Annotated in this window: 16 protein-coding genes, 1 pseudogene and 1 riboswitch; of the genes and pseudogenes, 7 read left to right on the top strand and 10 right to left on the bottom strand. The window is 66.9% G+C overall.

The window, feature by feature from the left end; all coding sequences use genetic code 11:
- The first annotated feature begins 545 nt into the window (after positions 1-545).
- Positions 546-1,295 (top strand): zinc ribbon domain-containing protein, encoded by a 750-nt coding sequence (locus SSPS47_RS35300; RefSeq protein ID WP_239064851.1) that lies wholly within the window; start codon positions 546-548, stop codon positions 1,293-1,295.
- Between the two features lie 531 nt (positions 1,296-1,826).
- Here the strand turns inward: SSPS47_RS35300 and SSPS47_RS11250 are convergent.
- The 6 genes from SSPS47_RS11250 to SSPS47_RS11225 all read right to left on the bottom strand — a co-directional run bounded on the left by SSPS47_RS11250 (position 1,827) and on the right by SSPS47_RS11225 (position 7,181).
- A complete protein-coding gene (locus tag SSPS47_RS11250) occupies positions 1,827-3,227 on the bottom strand; it encodes a replication initiator (protein WP_164250719.1) in 1,401 nt (466 codons plus the stop codon).
- Positions 3,228-3,485: 258 nt separating this feature from the next.
- Positions 3,486-3,677, bottom strand: a complete 192-nt coding sequence (locus SSPS47_RS11245) for a hypothetical protein (protein WP_164250717.1) — start codon at positions 3,675-3,677, stop codon at positions 3,486-3,488.
- Positions 3,674-5,017 (bottom strand): FtsK/SpoIIIE domain-containing protein, encoded by a 1,344-nt coding sequence (locus SSPS47_RS11240; RefSeq protein ID WP_239064850.1) that lies wholly within the window; start codon positions 5,015-5,017, stop codon positions 3,674-3,676. The genes SSPS47_RS11245 and SSPS47_RS11240 overlap by 4 nt, the downstream gene beginning before the upstream one ends.
- A gap of 253 nt (positions 5,018-5,270) precedes the next feature.
- Positions 5,271-5,495, bottom strand: a complete 225-nt coding sequence (locus SSPS47_RS11235) for a hypothetical protein (protein WP_164250716.1) — start codon at positions 5,493-5,495, stop codon at positions 5,271-5,273.
- Complete coding sequence (locus tag SSPS47_RS11230) at positions 5,492-5,872, bottom strand: hypothetical protein (protein WP_147875480.1); 381 nt, start codon at positions 5,870-5,872, stop codon at positions 5,492-5,494. Before SSPS47_RS11230 ends, SSPS47_RS11235 begins: the two co-directional genes overlap by 4 nt.
- A 1,120-nt stretch (positions 5,873-6,992) precedes the next feature.
- Positions 6,993-7,181, bottom strand: a complete 189-nt coding sequence (locus tag SSPS47_RS11225; RefSeq protein WP_147875479.1) for a hypothetical protein — start codon at positions 7,179-7,181, stop codon at positions 6,993-6,995.
- A gap of 402 nt (positions 7,182-7,583) precedes the next feature.
- Between SSPS47_RS11225 and SSPS47_RS11220 the strand changes: the two genes are divergently transcribed.
- On the top strand, positions 7,584-8,837 hold the full coding sequence (locus SSPS47_RS11220) for a helix-turn-helix transcriptional regulator (protein WP_147875478.1): 1,254 nt from the start codon (positions 7,584-7,586) through the stop codon (positions 8,835-8,837).
- A gap of 120 nt (positions 8,838-8,957) precedes the next feature.
- Positions 8,958-9,287: a hypothetical protein gene (locus tag SSPS47_RS11215; RefSeq protein ID WP_147875477.1), complete on the top strand. Its 330-nt coding sequence runs from the start codon at positions 8,958-8,960 to the stop codon at positions 9,285-9,287.
- 569 nt (positions 9,288-9,856) lie between these two features.
- Here the strand turns inward: SSPS47_RS11215 and SSPS47_RS11210 are convergent.
- From SSPS47_RS11210 to bcp, 3 genes and pseudogenes are all read right to left on the bottom strand, one after another.
- A pseudogene (locus SSPS47_RS11210) lies at positions 9,857-10,051 on the bottom strand (MFS transporter); the annotation flags it as partial.
- A 261-nt stretch (positions 10,052-10,312) separates the two neighbouring features.
- The gene (locus tag SSPS47_RS11205; protein ID WP_203558047.1) at positions 10,313-11,521 is read right to left on the bottom strand and encodes an IS701 family transposase; all 1,209 of its coding nucleotides are present in this window, start codon (positions 11,519-11,521) and stop codon (positions 10,313-10,315) included.
- A gap of 284 nt (positions 11,522-11,805) precedes the next feature.
- Positions 11,806-12,273: a thioredoxin-dependent thiol peroxidase gene (bcp, locus tag SSPS47_RS11200; RefSeq protein WP_164250714.1), complete on the bottom strand. Its 468-nt coding sequence runs from the start codon at positions 12,271-12,273 to the stop codon at positions 11,806-11,808.
- 156 nt (positions 12,274-12,429) lie between these two features.
- Here bcp and SSPS47_RS11195 point away from each other — a divergent pair, with 156 nt between their 5' ends.
- The 3 genes from SSPS47_RS11195 (at position 12,430) to SSPS47_RS11185 (ending at position 13,652) form a co-directional block, all read left to right on the top strand.
- On the top strand, positions 12,430-12,750 hold the full coding sequence (locus tag SSPS47_RS11195) for a DUF3618 domain-containing protein (RefSeq protein WP_147875475.1): 321 nt from the start codon (positions 12,430-12,432) through the stop codon (positions 12,748-12,750).
- 97 nt (positions 12,751-12,847) lie between these two features.
- A complete protein-coding gene (locus tag SSPS47_RS11190) occupies positions 12,848-13,150 on the top strand; it encodes a co-chaperone GroES (protein ID WP_239065246.1) in 303 nt (100 codons plus the stop codon).
- A 78-nt stretch (positions 13,151-13,228) separates the two neighbouring features.
- A riboswitch (guanidine-III (ykkC-III) riboswitch) is annotated at positions 13,229-13,300 on the top strand.
- Positions 13,301-13,331: 31 nt separating this feature from the next.
- Positions 13,332-13,652 (top strand): multidrug efflux SMR transporter, encoded by a 321-nt coding sequence (locus SSPS47_RS11185; RefSeq protein ID WP_147875474.1) that lies wholly within the window; start codon positions 13,332-13,334, stop codon positions 13,650-13,652.
- Positions 13,653-13,892: 240 nt separating this feature from the next.
- On the opposite strand, the gene SSPS47_RS11180 is transcribed toward SSPS47_RS11185, so the two are convergent.
- On the bottom strand, positions 13,893-16,355 hold the full coding sequence (locus SSPS47_RS11180; RefSeq protein ID WP_164250710.1) for a transglycosylase domain-containing protein: 2,463 nt from the start codon (positions 16,353-16,355) through the stop codon (positions 13,893-13,895).
- A gap of 222 nt (positions 16,356-16,577) precedes the next feature.
- Here SSPS47_RS11180 and SSPS47_RS11175 point away from each other — a divergent pair, with 222 nt between their 5' ends.
- The gene (locus SSPS47_RS11175; protein ID WP_164250708.1) at positions 16,578-17,378 is read left to right on the top strand and encodes an ABC-2 family transporter protein; all 801 of its coding nucleotides are present in this window, start codon (positions 16,578-16,580) and stop codon (positions 17,376-17,378) included.
- Positions 17,379-17,382: the final 4 nt, after the last annotated feature.

The raw sequence follows: 17,382 nt of genomic DNA, 5'->3' as shown, positions 1-17,382 counted from the left end.
GAGGCGAGCGAGGCCCGTACGACGGGATCGTCGGCGCAGCCGTCGACAGGATCGGTCGGAACGTTGTTGACGTTCTCAGCACGGCCTACACCATCCACGCCAACAAACAAATCTTGGTCACGGCCGATCATCTAGGAGTTTGGGATCTCGATGACCCCAACCAGGAAGCCGAACTAGCGTGGAAGGCTCTCGGTGCTCAAATGGAGCACCGGGCCGGTAAGACGCGTACCTCTGAAGAGTCAAAGAGGGCGCGTAAAGCAGGTCAGGCAAAATGCAAGCTGACTTACGGCTACATGTACGTTCGTCTGACTCCAAAGGGCCCGGTAGATCACGTGGCCCTAGATCCTGTGGCTTCAGTGGAAATTAGGAAGGTTGCGCGTCGAATTCTCGGTGATCTTACAGGGCTGATCACCATAGCCAGCGAGTGCAGGCGCCTAACGCGCGAAGGAGTTCAAACTCCCCATGACTTGATGGCCGTACGAGCCGGGCGCGAGCCGAAAAACGGGCATTGGACTTGGCGTACCCTTTGGGGAATCCTCAACAACATGGCATCTCTCGGGTATCTCATGCACAAAGGGAAGCCCGTACTTGACGCCAGCGGCGAGCCAATACAAATTGCGCCGCCGCTGTGGGATATCGCTACGCGAGATGCCCTCGTGGAGAAAACAAGGCCGACACCTCAGAAGACCACCACCCGCAAGAAGAAGGCCCCGAGCGGGATATCTGAACTCTCTGAGATTGCCTACTGCGGGAATTGTCAGGCCCGCATGACCATCAACGGCCTAGAGGGGTATGGCTGCGTCGGTCGTGTCCGAGGGGTGCAGGGCTCAGAATCTTGCAAGCCAGCACCGACCATCAAGAAAACCTTGGCAGAAGCTCAGGTGGAAAAGTGGTTCCTGTCTGAATACGGCAGCGCACAGGTGATGGAGACAAAGTTCGATCCAGGTACCGGGTACGCCGCCCGCATTCTCGAACTCGAAAGGAATCGGGCACGGCTACGCGATGACCGATCGGCCGGACTGTATGACTCTGCCGATGACGCCGAGTGGTTCCGCACCGAGTACGCACGAATGGGGAGGGAAATCGACCGCTACAAGTCGCTCCCCGAACGACCGGCCGGAATGCGCAGTGTTCCCACGGGCAAAACGGTTTCCGACGAATGGCACGCAGCGAAGGACGGCGCAGCCCGCCGGGAACTACTGGCCCAATTCGATGTACGTGTATTGATCTATCCGGCAAGCGCACCGAGCCGCGTAAAGTGCTCCGGCGTCAACCCGTACGAACTCGCTAGCTAGGCTGCGCAACAAGGAATCGCGCCCCGACTGTATTGGTCAGTCGGGGCGCGATTCTTTGTCTATTCGGAAATCCGGACGATAGCCGGACGGAAAAACATCACAGTCCGACCGGTCAAGGTGGTGAAGGACACCTCTCGCATCTCCAGGCGGAAGACAGAAGTCTCAGCAAGCTCTAGCGAAGCAGCATCAGAGAAGTCGCTTTCAAGAACTGACCTAAGCTTGGATGACTCCACCTGAAGACTGAACATCCCGAGACTCCTGGCGCGAGCCAATCGAAACGACAGCGGATCATTCGAGGCCCCGAGAGAGGTCACAAGAAACTCGGGGATCGTGCTGGATACTTCGTGCGTCTCATTCCGGTCAGCAACAGTGCAGTAGGACGTTACGGCGCCTTTGGATAGCGCGCTCAGTTCGCTGGCTTTCTTAATGCTGCGAGTCGTGAAACACCAACGCGGTAGGTATCCTCTGAACCGGTCTCCGCTCAATTCGAGACTGAGGAAACCGCAAGTCTCATGAACCATCGAACGCACCTCAAAGTCTCAGGATGCGTTTGATTTCACGCAGGTCGAAAAGGTCTTGCGCTACGCCGGCCGCGATCTCCGATTCGCCTGGGGTGTGGCCAGAGCCGACGTATCGCCATTCGGAAACGGTCTCGGTTTCGTCTGCGGTGACGGGGGAGTCGGATTGCTGGTGGACCGTCCGTGCGTCACGCAGTGCGCGGTAAGTGGTGCTGTAGCGGCGGGATTTGGTGAGGACATGGCCCCGGTAGCCGAGTGTGTGAGTCCAGGGGCGCAGTCTGAGGTGTTGCAGCTCGGGGAGAGCGCCCAGGCGCCAGCAGGTGCCCATGAGGGCGCGCAGGTGGGCGGAGACGGGCGCGAGACTGATTTCCTCGGCACTGGTGACGGGTTGGTCCAGGCCGCCGGTGTCCCCCACGCTCTTGGCGGTGTACTTGGCGATGTAGGCCGCAACGGCTTGTTCGGTCACGGGGCCGCCGAGGGGGCCACGGATGGTGTGTACGTCGATCTGGGAGCCCCAGATGAACTCTCGGTCCCCCAGGGCCGGAACGTGCCTCAAAGGCGCCTGTACGGCCCGCACAGCGCTTCGTACGGCTCTGGTGAGCAGTTCGGCTGACGCCCAGTCGGGAGGGGCGGACTCAGGGCCTTGTGGACCGTCCAGGCGGATGACCGCGTGGAAGTGCACGGCCCCGCGCCGTTGGTACTCGGCGACCTTGGCGAAGCTCAGCCGGGCCACGTCCGGGAGCGTGGACTGAGAGATGCCGCCTGCGGTCGCGAGGTGGCGCCGGATCGCGCGTGTGGTGCGGCTCCACAGCTCGCCCGCGCACGCGTGCCACAGCACGTGTGAGGTGTAGTCGTAGCAGCGTCCGCAGAGCGGTTGGCCGACGTCCGGATCATCCGGCGTGTGAGACCGGCCGCAGACCCTTGGACGCCCGTGCTCGCAGGTCCCGGACTGCCGCGTGAGTCGGCAGGGGCCGCCGTCCGTGACGCGGTGCACGGCCCCGAACGAGGGTGCCGTCAGGGTCAGGAACAGCCGGGGGGCGTCCGCGACCGAGGCGGGTACGTCCTTGCCGCCCAGGAGTCCGGAGCGCACGAGGTGGAATGTGTCGCCGGAATGTGTGTATGAGCACGGCTGGCAGCGCGATTCGCGGCGGTTGCGGCAGCGGACTGCGAGACGCCCGCCGGGTTCGCTGGCCGTGTCGTAATGCCGGAGGAGATTGCCGCTCGTGTCGGCGGTAGTGGTGCGGCCGGATAGGTAGATGGGGTGGGCACATCCACCGGCCGTCTTTATCTGCTCAATCCACCGGGTGAATCCCGGTTCATTGGCGAGGCGGATCAGATCACGTTCTGTTTCGGAGAGAAAAGGCGGGCGCCCCGCAGCATTGACAACGGGGCGCCCTTTCTTTGTGGAATTCATTGCGCGGGGGCGACCTTTCACGAACATTGGCCGGACTGGCCATTGCGGCAGTACCGGAATTGGTGCGGATCATCAGGTGTTCTCCTTGGTGAATTGGGGGACGGGTTAGAGGTTTTTCTAGTGCTTTCCGTCTTTCTTGTCACGGCAGCATTTGCAGCGTCTCAGGTGGCCGCCGATGGTGCGTTGCCGTGCGCGTCGGCAGACGGGGCAGCGGATGAACCGGTGAGGCATCTCTACACCTCTTTTCTCCTCGGTCGGTCAGAACGTGAACCGGGATATCACCCAGTTGACGGTCTCTGAGATCATGAAGACGGCGGGTGTCTGGCTCACGTAGAAGCCGAACAGGAAGATGAGTACCGCTATCCACGAGGGAACCTCACGGGACCGGACGAACAGAACGGTGATGATTCCGAAGACCACCACCAGGGGCAGGGCCGCAGCTTCACTCATTCAGGCCCCCCACGGTCCGGGCTGGATTCCGTCGCGGGTATCGCCGAGGCCGGCGCACAGTGCGCATTGGCCGCCGAGTATTCGCGCGCCTGGTCCGGCGTGATGAGGTTGGAGCGTGCCCGCGTCCACTGCCCGCCGATCGTGGTCACGGCAACTCCCTTTTCCGTCTCCCCGATCGCTTGGGCGACTATCACCGCGTCCGGGGAAAGGTCGCCCAGGGTCATTTCCGCTGTCGCTTCGTCGTTGACGCGATGGCAGATACGGCCGCCGAGCTGTGCCCGCAGCGACGTTGCACCGGGGCCGAGATCGGACCCGAACCGCTGTCCCGCGATGACCAGATGCACGCCGAGTGCCGCCCCGAGTTGCGCGATCCGAAGAAGAAGGGTCGAGCATTCGACGGCTTCCTTTCGACCGGCCAACTCGGCGCCCGCCAGGTAGAGTTCCGCGATTTCGTCCACGACGACGACCGTAGGGGCTGGCCTTGCGCCGTCAGGGAGTTCCCAGATGGACCGGACACCGGCCAACCGGCAGACACTCATGCGCCGTTCGAGGTCCCCGACGATCTCATGCAAGAGGCTGATTGCCTCTGCCCGAGTGGTGGCGAGCGCGACAAGTCGCTTTTCGAACAGGCTCAACTCCATACCGCCCTTGCAGTCGATTCCGACAATGCTCACCGGCTGTGCTCCCAGTTCTGTGAGGAGAGCGGCAAGGAGAGTGGACTTACCGCTCTGTGTGGCGCCCGTGATGAGCCAGTGGGGGACCTTGCGGAAATCCATGGTCCACGCGGAACCGTCTGCGGTACGGCCCACGACGGCCGCCATGAGACGCGGTGCGGGGAACTTCCGCCAAGCCGCCGTTGCGGAGTCCGCCAGCGGGTCACGGGCAGTGGCGATCATGAACACTTCTCCTCGCTTCGTTGAGATGATCCGGATCGAGTGGATTCGCCACGCATGAACGAACGCATCGGCGCAGGCGATGAATTGGGCCGGTGTCTGCCCCGGATGCAGATGGACGCGGACCGTGAAGCCGGTGTGCATCACGCGGGGAATTCCCAGCCGGGGCGCAATGGGCCGCAGCGGAGTTCCCTTGACCATCACATCCCGGTTCACGGCCGTGTACCGGGGCCGCCGGATGACCGCAAGGTCACAGTTCTGGCAGAGCCGCCGCCACGTGAACCGCATTCGGCACACCGTGAGAGGGAAGCCCACCAGGTACCAGCGCAGCGGACTTTCCCGGACTTTCCTCATCCAGAACGGCGCCCGAGGCTGCCACCACCACTGAGTGAGGAGCGCGAGGAACAGCACGACCGACACGCACCAGATGACCAGCTCCCAGGGCATCAGCGGCCCCGCCCGTGCATCGGCCGCCGTCGCTGCGTTCCCGGTTGTGCCATCGGGGACGGTCGCCGGGCGCCGTCGCTGATCTGCCCACTGAGGAGCAACAGGGAGCGGTCATGGGCGGAGTTACTGTGCTTGGCGATCAGTTCGAGTGCACGCCGAACTGACTGAGCGTCAGGCGGGGGAGTCGCGCTCAGGATCGCGTCACACTCGGCCATGACCCGGAGATCACGGGCGAGGGTTGTCAGAACGTCGGTCACGGTTGCGCGCTGAACCATGATTGGCCACCTTCCTTTGCACGTGCAGCGATGAATTCCGCGATCTTGGTTGTCTCCGCAGCGTCGATAGCGAGCCGTTCCAGAGAGACGAGTCGGGTCCCGTGCGGCAGCGGAGTCCGGTCGAGGACGATCACGAGCGTGGCGAGGCTGACGACGTGATCCACGAGGGTCAGCCAGTCCCAGTCAGGCTCGGCTCTGTTCACGCCTCAGCCCCCTGTCCTGACGTCTTGGGCCGTGACGACGGAGCGGAGGCGACCGGCCGACCAGCCGTCTCGGGGGCGATCGAGGAGGCCCGGAAACTGGTGCCCTTGCGACCCTCGATCTCCCAGGCCACGGCCACGAGGTCAACGAGCTGGACCCGCATTCCCTCAGCAATTCCGGTCGGCTCACCGGGTATTGCCACCTCGATGACGTCGGCCCGCCGCGTCTGCTGCTGCCGGACGCTGACACCGACGACCCACACCGGGTTTCCGTCACGGTCGGTCCGTACCTGCTGCGTCTCCGGGTTGAGCCGGGGCTCAGGTGGGACCACGCACATCAGGCTCCCCAACCGGCCCACGTCTACTGGGATGTTCTGCATGAACGATTCCTCTCTGATGGACGGCGCCGAGCACCAGGACCACCAGGGGGCACTTCCGGCACTCGATCAACGAGCCCCCAGGTTGGCTCATTTGACCCGTGCTTTGCAAGTGCATATGCGCAGTAAATTCCTTGAACTTGCCTGCCGTTCATGCGTCCGGCACTTTCAAACGTTACAAAGTGCGGCAGTTACGAAAGCTACTTTCGGAATGAATGCCACGTCATTCCATGCGGTGCGTAAGGATCTTGGCGCAGTCAGGCCAGGACGCGAGCGCGCCGGGTGATCTCAACCGCGCGGCATATTCACGGGCGCGGCGGGATGATCACGGCTGCCGGTGTGGCCGAATGTGGCCGACCCCGGGCGGACGATCAAGCGCGGCCGGGGGTCGGTCCAAATCTTCTCTACTTACTCAAGAGCGCGCCTGCGGCGCGCGGAGCGGCCGGGCGCCTACGGCCGGGCATGCGGCGCGGGCGCCGTTCCCGGCCGGGCGCCGCCGCTCCGGGAGCCTCAGAGCTGACGAGACGTCAGAAGAGGCCGTCACGCGACCTGACGGGGTGTCACTTGATGCACTCGGCAGCGTGCCGCCGTGCCGCAAAGCGCGCGGGCGAGACACCGGGCGCATAGCTGTCCAGACGACACCCTGAGCACGTCACCCACTGGTGCCCGTTGGCGTCCTTCATGACCCGCACCGTGCCCCGCCCCCGCGTCCGTATCGGGGCGCCCACGGCCTTACGCCTCAATGCCATTGACCCGACTCCGATCGTGGTCGAAGGAACCTCAACCCAGTGTGACTCGGGGGTGGACGGCAGGGCGAGGCTTTAGGCAGCCACCATGGGGCGAGCCTCGAAGATCGGGACCCCCATCGGGCTATTGCGGGCAGGTCCCAGGACTGCCCGATTCGCGGCCAGCGTACGGGCCCCGATCTCTCGCCCCATGGCAGCTCCCGCCCAAAGCCCCGCCCCGCCGGCCACGTGCCCACCCGCAGCCCGCCCGCAGCTCGCCGCCCAGGACGAGCACCGCCACCAGGACCACGACGAGGCCCCCACCGCAGGCCCAGGAACGCCGGACGGCGCGACCCCTCCCGAGGAAGGAACCGCGCCAGCGCCGGACGGAGAACCGCCTACCGCAGATACGACTTGTGGACGTAGCCCCGCGTCATCTTCGGAAGCCCGCCCGCGCTCCGCTGAGTCAGCACCACCCCCACCCAGTTCGGGTTATAGGAACGGTGGAACGTCTCGCGGACGAAGACACGGTCACCGCTGTAGAGCAGCCCCTTGACGTAGCCCGAGTAGCCAGGCTGCGACCGCAACCTGAGCCCGTTCGTTGTCACGCTCGTCCGGTCACCCGCGTCCACGCTCGGAGCCGCAGCGGGCGCCGCCGACGCATCAGCACTCCCCGCCACCGCCAGACCCAGCGCCGCCACAACCACCGCCACAGCAGCCGCGATTGCCATCGTCAACTTTTCCCGGATGATTCCCATGTGAAGCCCTCTCGATCATGGGGCAGACCAGGCCGGTCACCCCGATGGACCAAGAGTTTGCTTACTTTGCGTCCGCAAAGTCAAGGGTTTTGTGGACCGTGCACGACGAAGCCCCCACGTGCCAACCCGCAGGGCGGACGGCCCAGCGCCCAGAGCGGGCGGAACCGGAGAGCGATGCTTCCCTCTACTCTGAATGGAGTCGAAACTCCTGCAAGGAGAGGCGAGGTCGCCATGTCTCCAGCCGCCACCCCGGACCCGTACGCCGATCCGTTGATCTTCGGGCAGCGCCTTCAGATCCTCCGCACGCGGCGGGGAATGACCCGTGACCAGCTCGGGGGGTTGCTTGGGCGCAGCGCATCATGGGTCAAGGGCGTGGAGGGCGGACGGCTCAAGACCCCCAAGCTGGAATTGGTCCTCCGCATTGCTGAGATCCTGCGAGTTAGGGACCTGTCCGACCTCACCGGAGACCAGAGCGTGCGCATAGAACTGTTTGCCGGACCAGGACACCCACGTCTTGCAGCCGTCAAGGCCGCCGTCGACGCGTACCCGCTCGCCATTCCCCATGGAGAGGCACCACCCACCGCGCACCTTCGCGCACGGCTCGCCCGTGCGTGGGCAGCGCGGCATTCAGCTCCCAATCACAGGGACGTGGTGGGTGCTTTGCTGCCCGACCTCATCCGAGATGCACAGTTGGGCGTCAGACAGGCTGAGAGCGCGTCCGAACGGCGCTCAGCGCAGGCCGTACTTTCCGAGGTCTACTCGCTGGCCCAGTTCTTTGTGGCCTACCAGCCTGACGCGCCCCTGTTGTGGAGGGTCGCGGAGCGTGGCCTGATTGCTGCTCAGGAGTCTGAGGATCCCCGCGCAATTGGTGTAGCCGCATGGCTCGCAGCCCAGGCCCATCGAGACTCGGGGCCCGCGCACTTTGACGCAGCCGACGCCGTGAACCTGGAAAGCCTGCGGTACCTGGAACCCCTGTTGCCGGACGCACCGGATCCAGTGTTGGCCATCGCAGGAGCACTGACCTTTGAGGCTGGATACACGGCCGCACGGCGTGGTGAAACAGGTAGCGCATGGCGTTACTGGGACCAGGCGCGTGACATGGCGGGACGGTTGCCCGTGGACTATTTCGACCCGGTCACATCCTTCTCTCAGTCGATCATGGGCGCCCACGCGGTGACTGTCGCTGTAGAACTTCACGCGGGAGGTGAGTCCGTACGCCAGGCAGCGGCGGCCGACTCCGTGACCATCCCCTCCCGTCCCCGTCGGGCGAGGCACCGCATTGAAGAGGCGCGCGGGTACCAACTCGATCGACAGCCTGACGTGGCACTGGCGACGCTCGACAAGGCGCATGAAGCCGCACCCGAGACGATCAAGTACAACGGCTATGCGAAGCGAATCGTGTTGGAAGAGGTCGAGTCAAAAAGCCCCGAGCGTAAGCGCCGTGCGTCCGCTCTTGCCGTCAAGATGGGCCTACTAGCCGCATGAGCGAGGGGGCACAATCTGTGCCCCTGCCAGGTCCCGCCCGCTTCTAGCGTCGATAGTCAGACCCCCGCAACCGCGTCACGGCGGTCCGGGGGCATGGCCGACGCTACAAGGAGCGACGACATGCGAAACCTTAGCCGTACAGCACGGGCCGAGACCCTGCTAAGCAAACGCACCAAAGCGGATATCGCCAGGGCGCTGGCACGGAGAGACGACTTCAAGCGCCAAGGGCTGATGGTGATGGCGCAAGGAGCCCTCGAAGTCCGAATCTCCGTGGTCGTCAAGATGAGCGTGGCTAGCTTCCTGGAGTACGCGGCGACCGAGGCTCACGGCCGGTACATGGCGCATTTGGAAGTGTGTGGGTGCAGGGCAGTCGGAGCAGCATGCAAGGCCGGTGACGCGCTGCTGAGCGAGTGGCGCGACGCTCGCGAGTTGGCAGGGGTGGACGCATGAGCGCCCCTGAAATTGGACCGCAGGAGAGAGACGCGCTCTGGGCCGTCGTGGAGCGGTCTGACCGTGATCTGGAAACCCACGAGATGCGGTGTGTCCCGTGCCGGACGCCTGGCGTGAGCTGCGGTACGGGCGCCAACATCGCCGCGACGAATGCGGATGCCAGGCGCGCCTTGGGGCTCGAATGACCGCCCTCCAGGAACTCGAAGTTCAGGAAGAGAAGGCGTGGAGCGCCTACCTCAACCACAGCGGGAAGTGCACCGACTGCGCGACTTTCTACGCGTACTGCGGCATTGCCACCCGACTGCTAAGGACCGTTCGCGATCTTCGCGACGAAATCGGATGGGGTCCCCGTGATCGAACGCACTGTTAGCCGAGTCGCTTGGGTGCTGGCATCACTCGTTGCCGTTGGCACTGTGCCCGGTATTCCCTGGCTCGCCATCACCGGCCGCCTGTAGAGGCTCACCCAGGTAGCCGATGCTGCCAGCCCTCATGCGCCCCATCCGGTCTGCGAACCGGGTGGGGCGTCCCTCTGGACACCTCTAGGGGACGGAGTATGTTCAGTGGTGGTTGCCGAAGTCGAACCACTCCATGGCGTTGCCGAGCGACGCCGCCTTCACCGCCCGCCTGACGGCCGCTTCGTCGGTGACGGTGACGTCCGACCTGCGCAGTCGTGGGTTCTTGCGGCGCCGGAGCGCGCGGAAGAGGTGCGGGTGACGGCGGGCCGCCGGGGAGTCGGCAGCCTGGTCGCGCTCGGGTGCCGCCATGGTCCGGTTTCCTTTCCTCGGGGACGCGAGTCCTCGGAGAAAGCCTCCGCACCGTGCCGCGGGGGCCGCAAGCCGGAGCCACGGCGTCGCGCGGGGCCCGGCCGGTGCCGGCCGGGCCCCGCGGGTCCTGATCCAAACGACAGACCCTAGTAGTGCTTGGTCATGTTGGTGCGGGGTCTGGCATGTCGCGGTGACAGGTGGGGCAGGCGCCGGTCCAGGTCGCGAGGAGTCTCTGCAGCTCGCGGACGACTCGGTAGAGGCTCAGGCCGACGCCGTCTCTTTTGGGGATCTGTTCAGTCGCTGCAGGGTGCAGAAGGCGTGGGCGACCGAGACGAGGGTGACGTGGTGGTGCCAGCCTGGCCAGGTCCGGCCCTCGAAGTGGGACAGGCCCAGGGCCTGTTTCATCTCGCGGTAGTCGTTCTCGATGCGCCAGCGGAGCTTCGCGGTGCGCACGAGGACGGGCAGCGGGGTGGTTGCGGGCAGGTTGGAGAGCCAGAACTGCACGGGCTCGTCCTGGTCGGCGGGCCATTCGGCCAGCAGCCAGCGGACCGGAAGCTCGGCGGTGGCCGCGGCCTTGCGGATCTCGCGTCCGGCGGGCCGGATCCGCAGGGCCACGAAGCGCGAGTACATGCGCTTGAATCCGCTGCGGCCGCTGCCCGGCCGTGATCCCTCCCTCCACTGCACCGGCCGCGCGGAGGATTTGCCGGCCGCGATGACCAGGCTCTTCACTCGCTGGGCCGGCTCGGGGTAGGAAGGAACCGGATGTGGGCCGCGGCCGGAGTAGGCCGGGGTGCACGGTTGTGCGTCCTCGGGTTGCGCGGTGGTCGTGGTCGAGATGCCCACCACGTAGTCGAGACCGCGTTCTTCCAGGCCGAGCCGGAAGGCTGCGGTGTCCCCGTAGCCGCCGTCGGCGATGACCTGGGGCACCTCGATGCCCCAGGACCGCGTCTCGTCGATCATGTCGAGGGCCAGCTGCCACTTCTCGACATGCCCCACCTGGGCAGGGATGGCGCACTTGTCACGGCGGGCCACTTTGGCCCGGTCGGCCTTGGGCGAGGCGGGATCCCAGCTCCCGGGCAGGAACAGACGCCAGTTCACCGCCGCGGAGGCTCCGTTGGAGGCCAGGTGGAGCGAGACTCCGGCCTGGCAGTTGGTGACCTTGCCCGCGGTGCCGGTGTACTGCCGGGTCACGCACGCCGACGCGTCCCCGTCCTTGAGGAACCCGGTGTCATCGATGACCAACGAGGTGGGTTTGATGACCGGCTGCATGCGCCAGGCCAGGCGGGCCCGCACATGCGCCGCATCCCACGGGCTGGAGGTGACGAAGTGGGCCAGGGCCTGCCGGTTCCCGTCCTCGCCCAGGCGGGCGGCCATCGGCTCCACCGACTTGCGCCCGCCGTCCAGCAGCAGGCCCCGCAGATAGACCCCGCCCCACCGACGCTGATCCGCCCGCGCGAACGGCTCGAACATCTCCGCCGCGAAGTCCTCCAGATCACACCGGACCGCAGCCAATTCCTCACTCAGCACACACGGTCAACGACACGACCGATCAAGAAGACACGCCATCACAAACCACACATGACCAAGCCCTACTAGGGTCTGTCGTTTGGATCTTGCCGGGCTCGCGGTCCCCGGCACGCACGCCCGCCGCGTTGTCGTCGGTCGACATGGCTCCGCCATGCCTCCCTCCTCCGCCTTGCGATCGCACGCACCAGACCCCGCTCCCTGATCCGGCCTGATCCAAACGACAGACCCTAGATGCCGAGGTCCTTGATGATCTTCGCGACATGGCCGGTGGCCCGGACGTTGTACAGGGCGCGTTCGACCTTGCCCTCCTCGTCCACGACGACGGTCGAGCGGATGACACCCGTCACCGTCTTGCCGTAGAGCTTCTTCTCGCCGAAGGCGCCGTACGAGGTGAGCACGGCCTTGTCCGTGTCGCCGACCAGCGTCACCTTCAGGTTCTCCTTGTCGCGGAACTTGGCGAGCTTCTCCGGCTTGTCGGGCGAGACACCCATGACGTCGTAGCCCGCGCCGGCCAGTACGTCGAGGTTGTCGGTGAAGTCGCAGGCCTGCTTGGTGCATCCGGGGGTAAGCGCGGCGGGGTAGAAGTAGACGATGACCTTGCGCCCCTTGTGGTCGGCGAGCGAGACGTCGTTGCCGTCCGCGTCGGGCAGGGTGAAGGCGGGGGCGGTGTCGCCCGGCTGAAGTCGCTCGCTCATGGTTCTCCTCGGTACGGGGCGGGCAGGGCGCCCGGTTGTATCGGGCCGAGCGTAGTAGGGGCGCCGCGGGGTGCGAGAGCGGCCGAGCTGACAGACTGTCGGTGTAGGCGAAGGACCGAAGGACCAACCAACCGGATATACGACGGAGGCAGCGCGGTGTCGGATGCCAGGACCCCTGCGCAGATCGAGGCGGACATCGTCCGCAGGCGCGACCAGCTCGCCGAGACGCTCGACGAGATCGGCGTGCGGGTGCACCCGCAGACGATCATGGGGGACGCGAAGGCCCGGATGGTTTCCCGGGTGGACCAGACCGCGGGCAAGGCGTATGTCGCGGTGAACCGCACGGTGACGGATGTGAAGCACAAGTTCGTCTCGGAGGACGGCGCTCCGCGGCTGGAGCGGCTCGTCCCGATCGCTCTGGTGGTCGTCGGTGTGGTCGGCCTGCTCACGATGTCGGCGCGCCGTCGCAGGCTCTGAGCACGGGGCCCGTCGTGGGGCGGTGGTCCGGGCGGGTAGGTTCGTGGGCGTGAGCGACAACTCCCTCGACACCTCCAATGACAAGCTGCCCATCCGGATGCTGCACGACCGGGTGCTGGTCAGGACCGACATCCCGGAGGGCGAGCGGCGTTCGTCCGGCGGCATCGTCATCCCGGCGACCGCCGCCGTCGGACGGCGCCTCGCCTGGGCCGAGGTGGTCGCGGTCGGCCAGAACGTACGGACGGTGGAGCCCGCGGACCGGGTGCTGTACGACCCCGAGGACCGCGCCGAGGTCGAGGTGCGGGGTGTGGCCTACGTACTCATGCGGGAACGCGACCTGCACGCGGTGGCGGCCGACCGTTTTGAGGGGGCGGAGGACTCCACGGGCCTCTACCTCTAGGTCCCGCTCCACCACTGGGCGGACCCGGGAACAGCGGATGGCGGAAGGGCCCGGTGACCATCGTCACCGGGCCCTTCCGCCGTCTCTTTGCTACGTTTGAGGGACCCCGACGAGACGCGCCGTACCGGGGCAATCGAAAGACGACGCACCCCTGTTCGCGTTCTCGCTCGGAGGTGCCGTCATGGCCTGGGTCCTGCTGATCGTCGCCGGTCTGCTCGAAGTCGGCTGGTCGATCGGGATGAAGTACACCGAAGGATTCACCCGGCTGTGGCCGAGCGTGTTCACCGGTGCCGGGATCGTCGTCAGCATGCTGCTGCTCTCGCAGGCCGCCAAGACGCTGCCGATCGGTACGGCGTACGGCGTGTGGGTCGGCATCGGCGCGGCCGGCGCGGCTGTGGTCGGCATGGTGGCACTCGGCGAGCCGGCGACCGCCGCGCGGATCTTCTTCGTCTGTCTGCTGCTGGTGGCCGTGGTGGGCCTGAAGGCGACGTCGGGTCACTAGAGGGTGTCTTGCCGACCTTGCAGATCTTGCCGGGGGCGCGGGTCCGGGCCCGCCCTGCGGGCGTCCGACGACTCGGTCGGTGCGGTGCGTCGCCGGGCGGCTCGGGCCGGGCGGGACCCGGAAGTCACGGCCCGGCCCGCGTTACGCGGCTTCGGGCCGGGCTTGTTCCCGATCGCCGGCCGGCCGCGACGTCGGCCGGCGATCGGGGACGGCCCGGCCCACCGGGGCGTGGCGCGGGCGTCACTGCCGCGGGCGCAGGCCGCGGGGCGAGCCGTCGCCCGTGACGCCGTCCGCCGCGCCGCCCCCGTTGTCCGCCGCGCCGCCGCCTCCGATCAGCCCGTCGGTCAGGCCGTTCGACTGTCCCTGGTCCTGGCCCCGTGTCCCGCCGTCGCCCTGACCCCCGTCCGTACCACCGCCGTTGGTGCCCCCGCCCCCCGGCGTCCCGCCCTGCGACCGGCCCTGTTTCCCGCTGGGGTCGGCGCCCTCGCTCAGCCCCCGCGCCGCGCCCCCGTCCTGTCCGGAGGGCCCGCCCGGTGCGTCGGGCTGACCTGATGCGCCGGGGCTCTCCGACTGCCCCGGCGACGAGGGCTCCTCGGGCTGGCCCGACTCGTCGTCCGGCGGGGAGATGTCCTTTATGCCGTCCTCCAGGGTCAGTTCGAAATCCGTGGGCTCGGTGCCTTCGAGAGCCGTCGCCGTGAACTGGCCCCAGATCTGCGCGGGCGGCCCGCCGCCGTTGACGCGATCCAGACCGAGCGCGCCGTACAGCGGTCTCTGCTGCGCGGTCCTGGGGTCCGCGCCCATGATCGCGACGACGGTCGCGAGGTCGGGGGTGTAGCCGGCGAACCAGGCCGCCTTGTCGTCCTCCGCCGTTCCCGTCTTGCCCGCCGCAGGACGGTTCGCGGACTGGGCCGCCATGCCCGTGCCGTCCTCCACGACGCTGCGCAGGATCGCCGTGGTGGTGTCGGCGGCCTGGCGGCTGACGGCCTGTCCGGGCTTCTGGAGCGGCAGTTCGACGGTCCTGCCGTCCTTGGTGATCTTCGTGACCATCGTGTACGTGCCGTGCGCCCCGTGGTTGGCGAGCGTCGCGTACGCCTCGGTCATGTCGAGCACGCTCGCCGTGGCCGGGCCGAGGGCGATGGACGGCGACGCGGTGAGGTCGGGGGTGTCGTCGGGGACACCGAGGGCGACCGCGGTGCCGCGGACCCGCGTGGGGCCGACGTCCTGCGCCATCTGCGCGTACACGGAGTTGATGGACTTGTCGGTCGCCTCGCTGACGGTGACGTCTCCGTAACTGACGTCGTCCTCGTTGGCGGGGTCGTAGCCGGTTGGCCCGTCGGGGCCCTCCACCATGCGCTTGTTGGTGCCGTCGTAGACGGTGTTGGGGGTGATCCGTTCGCCGTCCTGGGTGTGCGAGTCGTTCTCGACGGCGGCGGTGAACACGAAGGGTTTGAAGGTGGAGCCCACCTGGTAGTCGCGGCGGGTCGCGTTGTTGACGTACTGCCGGGTGTAGTCGACACCGCCGTACATGGCGACGACTCCGCCGGTGGCGGGGTCGATGGAGACGCCGCCCACGCGCACGTTGCGGTCGGCCGCGCGCTTGTCGTCGACCTTCGACATGACCTGTTCGTCGACGGATTCGACCAGGGCGTTCTGTTTCGGCCGCTGGAGCGTGGTGGTGATCCGGTAGCCGCCGTTGGCGAGGGTGCTGTCGTCGATGATCTTGTTCTCGGTGAGGTAGTCCTCGACCGCCTGGACGATGTATCCGCGCTGTCCGGAGAGGCCGGTGGACGGCTTGGCCTCATCGGGCATCGGGAAGGTCAGCGCGGCCCGGTCGGCGGCGGAGAGCCACTTCTCGGTGACCATGCCGTCGAGGACGTACTTCCAACGGCCCTCCGCGTGCGCCCTGTTCTCCGGGTGCACGGCCACGTCGTACGCGCTGGGCGCGTTGAGCAGCGCGGCCAGGAAGGCACCCTCCGCCGTGTCGACGTCCTGGATGTCCTTGCCGTAGTAGGCGTGCGCGGCGGCCTGGATGCCGTACGCGTTGCGCCCGAAGTAGCTGGTGTTGAGATAGCCCTCCAGGATCTGCGCCTTGCTCTCCTCGCGGTTGAGCTTGATCGCGATGAAGAACTCCTTCCCCTTGCGGACGACGGTCTGTTCCTGCGCGAGGTAGTAGTTCTTGACGTACTGCTGGGTGATCGTGGAGCCGCCCTGCGTGCCCTTGCCCGTCATCGTGTTCCAGGCGGCGCGGGCCATGCCCTGGGGGTCGATGGCGGGTTCGTTGTAGAAGTCCCGGTCCTCGGCGGCCAGTACGGCGCGGCGGACGTGCGACGGGATCTGGGAGAGCGGCACGTTCTCGCGGTTGACCTCGCCGTCGCGCGCGAGCTGGCTGCCGTCCTCGTACAGATACACGTTGGACTGGGCGACGGCCGCGACGTTGGCGGGTGGGATCTTGACGAGGGTGTAGCCGCTGATGAAACCGGCCATGAGGATGAACGCGCAGGTCAGGAACGCGCCGAGCAGCATCCGCCAGGTGGGCAGGATCCGCCGCCAGCCGGTGCGCCTGCGGCGGCCCCTGCGCCCCTTGCGGCCGGGCCGCCGGCCGGCGCCCCCGCCGTCGAGGGCGCCCGGGCCTCCGGTCACCGCGCCGGGGCCGCGGTCCGTCGGGTCGCGCGGGGCCCAGCCCTGCTGCTGCGCGTCGCTCATGTGTACGGAGGCTCCTCGACCGGGTTGCATATCGGGCGTTACGGGTTATTCGGGTGATTCATGTGAGGCACCATGAAACACGGTCGGACCGGCGCTGAGCCGCCGACCGGATAACCGCTCGCGGTGGCTGACCCCCTTGGGCTAGGGTCGTGCGCTTTGGTGCCGTACAGCGGGAACGGCGCGGGGACATCACACGTAACGGGCCTGAGGGGGAGTGCTGACGTGCGTCTGTACGCGGTTGTCGCGGCGGGTGGCTTCCGCCGCCATGCGACATACCGGACCGCCACGGCCGCCGGGGTGTTCACCAACACCGTCTTCGGCTTCATCGTGGCGTACACCTACACGGCGCTCTGGGACCAGCGGCCGCAGCTCGGCGGCTACGACCTCTCGCAGGCCCTCACCTACGTATGGCTCGGCCAGGCGCTGCTGATGACCTGCGCCATGATGGGCGGCGGCTTCGAGGACGAGCTGATGGAGCGCATCCGCACCGGCGACGTCGCGATCGATCTCTACCGGCCGGCGGATCTCCAACTCTGGTGGCTGGCAGGCGACCTGGGCCGTGCCGCCTTCCATCTGATGGGGCGCGGGATCGTACCGATGGCGCTCGGCGCGCTCGCCTTCGACCTGGCGCTGCCCGGCAGTCCCCTGACGTGGCTCGCCTTCCTCCTCTCCGTGTTCCTGGGAGTCGTGGTCAGCTTCTCCATACGCTTCCTGGTCGCCCTGTCGGCCTTCTGGCTGATGGACGGCGCCGGTGTGGGACAGATCGCCTTCCTGATAGGGCTGTTCTTCTCCGGGATGCTGCTGCCGCTGACGCTCTTCCCCGGTCTGCTCGGCGAGATCGCCAGAGCGCTGCCGTGGTCGTCGCTGCTCCAGGTACCGGCGGACGTCTTCCTCGGCCGCCACACCGGCTGGGGGCTGCTGGGGGCGTTCGCCTTCCAGGCCGGCTGGGCGCTGGCGCTGCTGGCGCTCGGGCGGCTGGTCCAGTCCGTGGCGACGCGACGGGTGGTGGTGCAGGGTGGCTGACGAG

It is taken from the genome of Streptomyces sp. S4.7 (assembly GCF_010384365.1).
In the GTDB taxonomy this organism is placed as follows: Bacteria; Actinomycetota; Actinomycetes; order Streptomycetales; family Streptomycetaceae; genus Streptomyces.
This window is presented reverse-complemented; position numbering and strand designations above follow the sequence as displayed.